The sequence below is a fragment of the Candidatus Magnetobacterium casense genome (assembly GCF_019173545.1).
GTDB classification, from domain to species: Bacteria; Nitrospirota; Thermodesulfovibrionia; order Thermodesulfovibrionales; family Magnetobacteriaceae; genus Magnetobacterium; species Magnetobacterium cryptolimnobacter.
Window position 1 is genome coordinate 1 of sequence record NZ_JABXWD010000267.1, and the last position, 4,958, is coordinate 4,958.

6 protein-coding genes are annotated in these 4,958 nt (G+C 46.7%); 4 read left to right on the forward strand and 2 right to left on the reverse strand.

Going from position 1 to position 4,958, the window contains the following annotated elements; translation table 11 throughout:
- The first annotated feature begins 176 nt into the window (after window positions 1-176).
- Together HWQ67_RS12970 and HWQ67_RS12975 are read left to right on the forward strand one after the other, a co-directional pair.
- On the forward strand, window positions 177-464 hold the full coding sequence (locus HWQ67_RS12970) for a UPF0175 family protein (protein ID WP_218253113.1): 288 nt from the start codon (window positions 177-179) through the stop codon (window positions 462-464).
- Complete coding sequence (locus HWQ67_RS12975; protein WP_218253114.1) at window positions 433-771, forward strand: hypothetical protein; 339 nt, start codon at window positions 433-435, stop codon at window positions 769-771. Before HWQ67_RS12970 ends, HWQ67_RS12975 begins: the two co-directional genes overlap by 32 nt.
- A 61-nt stretch (window positions 772-832) precedes the next feature.
- On the opposite strand, the gene HWQ67_RS12980 is transcribed toward HWQ67_RS12975, so the two are convergent.
- Complete coding sequence (locus HWQ67_RS12980; protein ID WP_218253115.1) at window positions 833-1,012, reverse strand: hypothetical protein; 180 nt, start codon at window positions 1,010-1,012, stop codon at window positions 833-835.
- 366 nt (window positions 1,013-1,378) lie between these two features.
- On the opposite strand from HWQ67_RS12980, the gene HWQ67_RS12985 reads away from it, so the two are divergent.
- Entirely contained in the window at window positions 1,379-2,731 is a 1,353-nt protein-coding gene (locus HWQ67_RS12985) for a sugar transferase (protein ID WP_218253116.1), read from the forward strand.
- On the forward strand, window positions 2,724-3,377 hold the full coding sequence (locus tag HWQ67_RS12990; protein ID WP_218253117.1) for a LolA family protein: 654 nt from the start codon (window positions 2,724-2,726) through the stop codon (window positions 3,375-3,377). The genes HWQ67_RS12985 and HWQ67_RS12990 overlap by 8 nt, the downstream gene beginning before the upstream one ends.
- A gap of 130 nt (window positions 3,378-3,507) precedes the next feature.
- On the opposite strand, the gene HWQ67_RS12995 is transcribed toward HWQ67_RS12990, so the two are convergent.
- Window positions 3,508-4,800 carry a GGDEF domain-containing response regulator gene (locus HWQ67_RS12995; protein WP_218253118.1) on the reverse strand — a complete coding sequence of 431 codons (1,293 nt, stop codon included), beginning with the start codon at window positions 4,798-4,800 and terminating at the stop codon, window positions 3,508-3,510.
- Window positions 4,801-4,958: the final 158 nt, after the last annotated feature.

Consider the following 4,958-nt stretch of genomic DNA (forward strand, 5'->3'; position numbering starts at 1 on the left):
GGTTTTTGAAAATGGATTCCCGTTTTCACGGGAATGACAAGAAATGGTATCTTGCGCCCATCTGTGTCATTCCTGCGTAAGCAGGAATCCAGAAAGTGCGAAACCATAGGCTTATACTAAATATTATGGGATAAACGTTAACTCAGACCTAAAAATGAGTAAAGGAGGGCTTTCTTATGGGACGAGAGCTTGTTTTAAAATGGGTTGTCCCTGATACAGTGGACAAGCAATTAGAGGATGAGATAGTTCGCTCTGCCAAAGAGGAAGTGGTTGTAAGACTATTTAAAGAATCGGAAATATCTTCAGGATATGCCGCCAAGCTTCTCGGACTTGCCAAGAGAGATTTTAAGGGAACTGGTGGCAAGTGTTATCGGAGGATTAGATCTGTCGATGTATATAAAGGAAACAGAGGTCTTTTCAAAGTTGAGAGACATGCAAAAGATCATAATAGAGGAGGTGGATAAGATGCCGATAGTATACGACCTGGAAACGGATATAAGGTTCATGCAAGGAGTGCAGAAGGGCATAGAAAATGGCCTGATAGAGGGCCGGGTAAAAGGCCGGGTAGAGGGCCGGGTAGAAGGTTTGTCAGAAGGTCAGGTAAGAGGTATGCAAAATTCGATTGAGATTTTGCTGAGAGTAAAATTCGGAGCGGAGGGTTTGTCCCTTATGGATAAAATCAGAAATTATAAAGATGAGTCAAGGCTCTCTGCCATAAATGAATCGTTGATAATGGCAAATGACATCAGGGAGATTGAAGGACTACTGTAGTTAAAGAAGCAGGGGAGGGCAAGCCTCCCTTGTGCCTGCACCTCCCCGTGGCTGATTTGCGTTAGTAGATGCTCCAGTCACTTGGGATGCCCTGTTCGACGTATCCTCCGGAGTTGATCGTGGTACCGTCCATAAACCACATGTAGACGTCGCCGGTTGAGCCGTCTTGCCAGGGCATGTCATTGACGCCATGATGCCATCGCCGTTGTAGTCGCTGAGATAACAGCAAGAACCGAGCCAAGACTGCATCTTTGCACCATACAAATGCTCGGGCACACTAAAAAATCCTCCTTGCTAAAATTCTTCACGAACACCATCGTACTACAATTATGGCACAAGCATTTCAGAAAAGCCAATAGCAAAAATTTGTCGGGTGCATAAGAAAGTTGTTGGTGATGGATTCCTGCTCCCTGTTCAAGTCAGGGACATGTTTCGCAGGAATGACAGTTACAGCCGTTTTCCAAGTTTGCCTGCCCCCGGCTCGAACAGGGGTATATCCTGGCTTGGCCAGGAATCCAGGATGCGTAAAAATATGATTACCATGAAATATAAACAAAATACGCTTTTTACAGATGCGCCTGAGATAAGGTAAAATACCAGGGCGGATATGAAACGTGGCTTTGAATTAGCGTGCCTGATAGCGCTTGACACACTGGCGTATTACGTCTCCCTGCTGGGTGCATGGTCTGTGAGACGGTGGTTGACACCAGTGTTTTACGACGGCGGGACGCTCGATTATTCCCTCAGCTACTATGCGCAACTGTGGTGGATACCGGTAATCTATGTCTTTTTCATAGCCCATCAGCAGACATACACGGCACGGTTGCCCTTCTGGGACGAGACCAAGAAGTTGTTTCATGCCCTGACGCTGGCCTTTATTGTGTTTATGGCCGTGGTGATGCTTGGCAGGGTGTATGAGATGCTATCAAGTGCGGTACTGGTGATGCTGTGGGTGATGTCAATGTTTATCTTTCCGGTGTTTCATCTCTATGGCAAGAAGTTTCTCTTCCAACTGGGGATATGCAGGGAAAAGGTGCTCATACTTGGGGCCGGAAGGGCCGGAGGCCTCATCGCTCAGTGGCTGGAGAGGGAGCGACATATCGGCTATGACGTGGTGGGCTTTCTGGATGACAAGAAGGAAAAGACCGGCCAGTTCATAAGCGGCAAAAAGGTCTTTGGCAGGGTCAGGCACTATACCCGGTTTGTCAGGGAGCTTGCCATAGACACCATCATCATAGCGATGCCCTCAATGGGTGCCGAAAAGACCTCTGCCATGGCCTACGAAATCCAGCAAAGGGTCAAGCACACACTGGTAGTGCCTGATCTGTACGGTGTGGCGATGTTAAACACGCAGATGTTGCATCTGTTCTACGAGGAGTTGTTTCTGCTACGGGTCAGGAACAATCTCAAGTCGCTACCCAACCGGTTTGTCAAGAGGTTTTTTGACGTCTCCGTAACCCTTGCCCTGTCACCGGTGTGGTTGGCGCTGATGGCCGTTATCGTAGCGCTCATAAAGCTGGAGTCCCCCGGCGGGGGAGCGGTTATCTGTTCAAGCGTGAGGCTCGGCATGGATGGCCGCCCCTTCAGGTGCTTTAACTTCAGATGTACGACCGATGGCAGATTGACACGGGTAGGCAGGTTTCTGGAAAAGACCTCCCTGGATGAGCTGTCACAGTTGCTAAACGTCCTCAGAGGAGACATGAGCCTCATCGGGCCTCGTCCATATCTGCTTAACGAGGTCAACGCCGTGCAGGACAGCATTGACGCCATCACCAGGGTTGCACCGGGGATAACAGGACTGTGGCAGGTCTCACACAGAGAAAACGATACGTATGAGGATAGAATTAGATTGGACATATGGTATATAATGAATTGGTCGTTGTGGCTTGACCTGTTCATACTGTCGAGGACCATGGCGGTAGTATTTTCTATAAAGAAAGGAGAACAAAAAGATGATTAAAGCTGCAAAGGGGCAGATGCCCGTGTATTTGTTGTTGTGTGTAGTGCTTCTGGTATCGTTGATGCACACACGTGCCGGGGCGGAGGATACCAGGGGCAAGTTCCTGGCCCGGGTAAAGGAGGTTTATTCCACGCTCAAGGATGTAAAGGGAAATTTCAGTCAGACGAGCAAGCTCAGGGACCTTGGCAAGGAGATGAACTTCAAAGGTGAGTTCTTCATCAAAATACCAAGCAAGTTGTTCTGGTACTACGATGGCGATCAGGTGCAGGAGGTCTACGTCAACGATAACGTGCTCATCGTTTACCAAAAGAAACTGTCGCAGGCCATACGCACGCGCTATGACGCACAGACCATGGGGCAGAGTCCGATAGCCCTGTTAAGCGGCCTCAAGGACGTAGAAAAGCACTACGACATCACAGACATCAACGGCGCCCTGCGTCTGGTTCCAAAGCAGGAGTTCAACAACATGAAGCACTTCGATATATATCCGTCGGAGAGCGGTTTCCCGATCAAAAGGATAATCGTCACCGACCTCAAGGATAACACAATCGAAATAACCCTCAAGGACGTACGCCTCAACACCAACATAATCGATGAAACATTCACCTTCACCCCTCCCAAGGACACCAAGGTGGTGGATAACTAGAACTGTCGAGCGTTTCACTCAAGCGCATACGATACAAAAAAAAAGGAGGGCGGCTCCGCCCCCTCCTTAAACCTCCCCTGCAAGGGGACCAGTCCCCTTGACCCCGTAAAAATGTCACGCTGCTTTGTATTTAAAAGCAAACCTTGTTTCTACCGGAGCGTTTGGCTTCATAGAGCAGTGCATCGGCACGATTTAAGAAGTCGTCTTCCGTTTCGCCCTCTATGTATGTTACCACACCGAAGCTGCTTGTAATCTTAACGGCACACATTCTTTGACTTTCAATGTTTGCACGTAAGCGTTGTGCGATTTTAACGGCGGCCTCCAAGTCAATGTGTGGCATGACAACGATAAACTCCTCCCCACCCCATCTTGCCGGCACATCCTGGGTGCGGGTTTGTTCGGATACCAGTTTAGCTACCTCCTTTAAGACGCAGTCTCCCAGGAGGTGTCCGTAGTCATCGTTGACTGTCTTGAAGTGGTCTATGTCAAAGAAAATCAAGGAAAGAGGGTACTCATAGCGTTGTCTGTTCTTTATGTGTGTCGATAGGGTTTTATTAAAGAATCTCTTATTATACAGGCCTGTCAGATCGTCTGTTATGGTTGTGAGTTCCAGTTCTTTTCTTTTGCTTTCATAGTTTTCTATATCGGTCAAGGAAAAAATATATGTTTCGCTTTCAGGGATGTGGGCATGTTTGAGAATATACGCCCTGGATGAAGCATCATTCACGGGGGTATTGATAGAGACTATCGTTTCTTCTTCGTTGTACTTTTTCAGATGGCTTATTAAATCTACATATCCGCTGGAGTTATCGCAATTTTTCGTGGCTATGGATAAAATATCATCCAACGATTTATACTTGCCATGAAATTCCCTTATGGAAGAACAATCCAGAAACCCCAGCAAAGTAGAATTTGCAAACTCCAACCTGTTTTTTCTCATTGTGACTATAAAGTTTGGCAGCGAATTGAGTATAAAGTTAATGAGCTTGCTTTTTTCGTCAAGTTCCCTTCTCTGCATGGATACAATTGCGAGTTTTGCGATAGTTTCAATGAGTTTATACGGGTCTACAGGTTTTTTTATAAAACTGTCTACATGTGCGTCTATGGCTTTAATAAGATACCCCTCATCATTAAAGGCGGTGGTGACGATTATCTTGGCATCCTGTTGCATTTCTTTGATATGTTTGGCCATCTGAATGCCATCCATATCAGGCATTTTTATGTCCGTAACCACGACGTCCGGGGTTTGCATCTTAAATATCTCAAGCCCCTCCTTACCATTAAAGGCGCTAAAGAGTGTTTTCAGCCGCCTTCGTAAAAAGCAGGAAAGCCGCCAATTTATCTCCTTATCATCTTCCACATACAGAAGGGTTGTCTCTTTAAGGATAGCCTCAGATTCATTGTCAACAGGCTCGATATCCATTCTAATATGTTAGCAAAAATGCGCCTGATGCGTCAAGTGCAAATACAGGTCTATACTTTTGCACTTTTTTATTAACTGGCTTTTTATGCGGTTTTTGAAAATGGATTCCCGTTTTCACGGGAATGACAAGAAATGGTATTTTGCGCCCATCTGTGTCA

Coding starts and splice junctions, on each gene's coding strand:
- HWQ67_RS12970 (WP_218253113.1), top strand. CDS start 177: ATGGGACGAGAGCTTGTTTTAAAATGGGTTGTCCCTGATACAGTGGAC.
- HWQ67_RS12975 (WP_218253114.1), top strand. CDS start 433: ATGCAAAAGATCATAATAGAGGAGGTGGATAAGATGCCGATAGTATAC.
- HWQ67_RS12985 (WP_218253116.1), top strand. CDS start 1,379: ATGAAACGTGGCTTTGAATTAGCGTGCCTGATAGCGCTTGACACACTG.
- HWQ67_RS12990 (WP_218253117.1), top strand. CDS start 2,724: ATGATTAAAGCTGCAAAGGGGCAGATGCCCGTGTATTTGTTGTTGTGT.
- HWQ67_RS12995 (WP_218253118.1), bottom strand. CDS start 4,800: ATGGATATCGAGCCTGTTGACAATGAATCTGAGGCTATCCTTAAAGAG.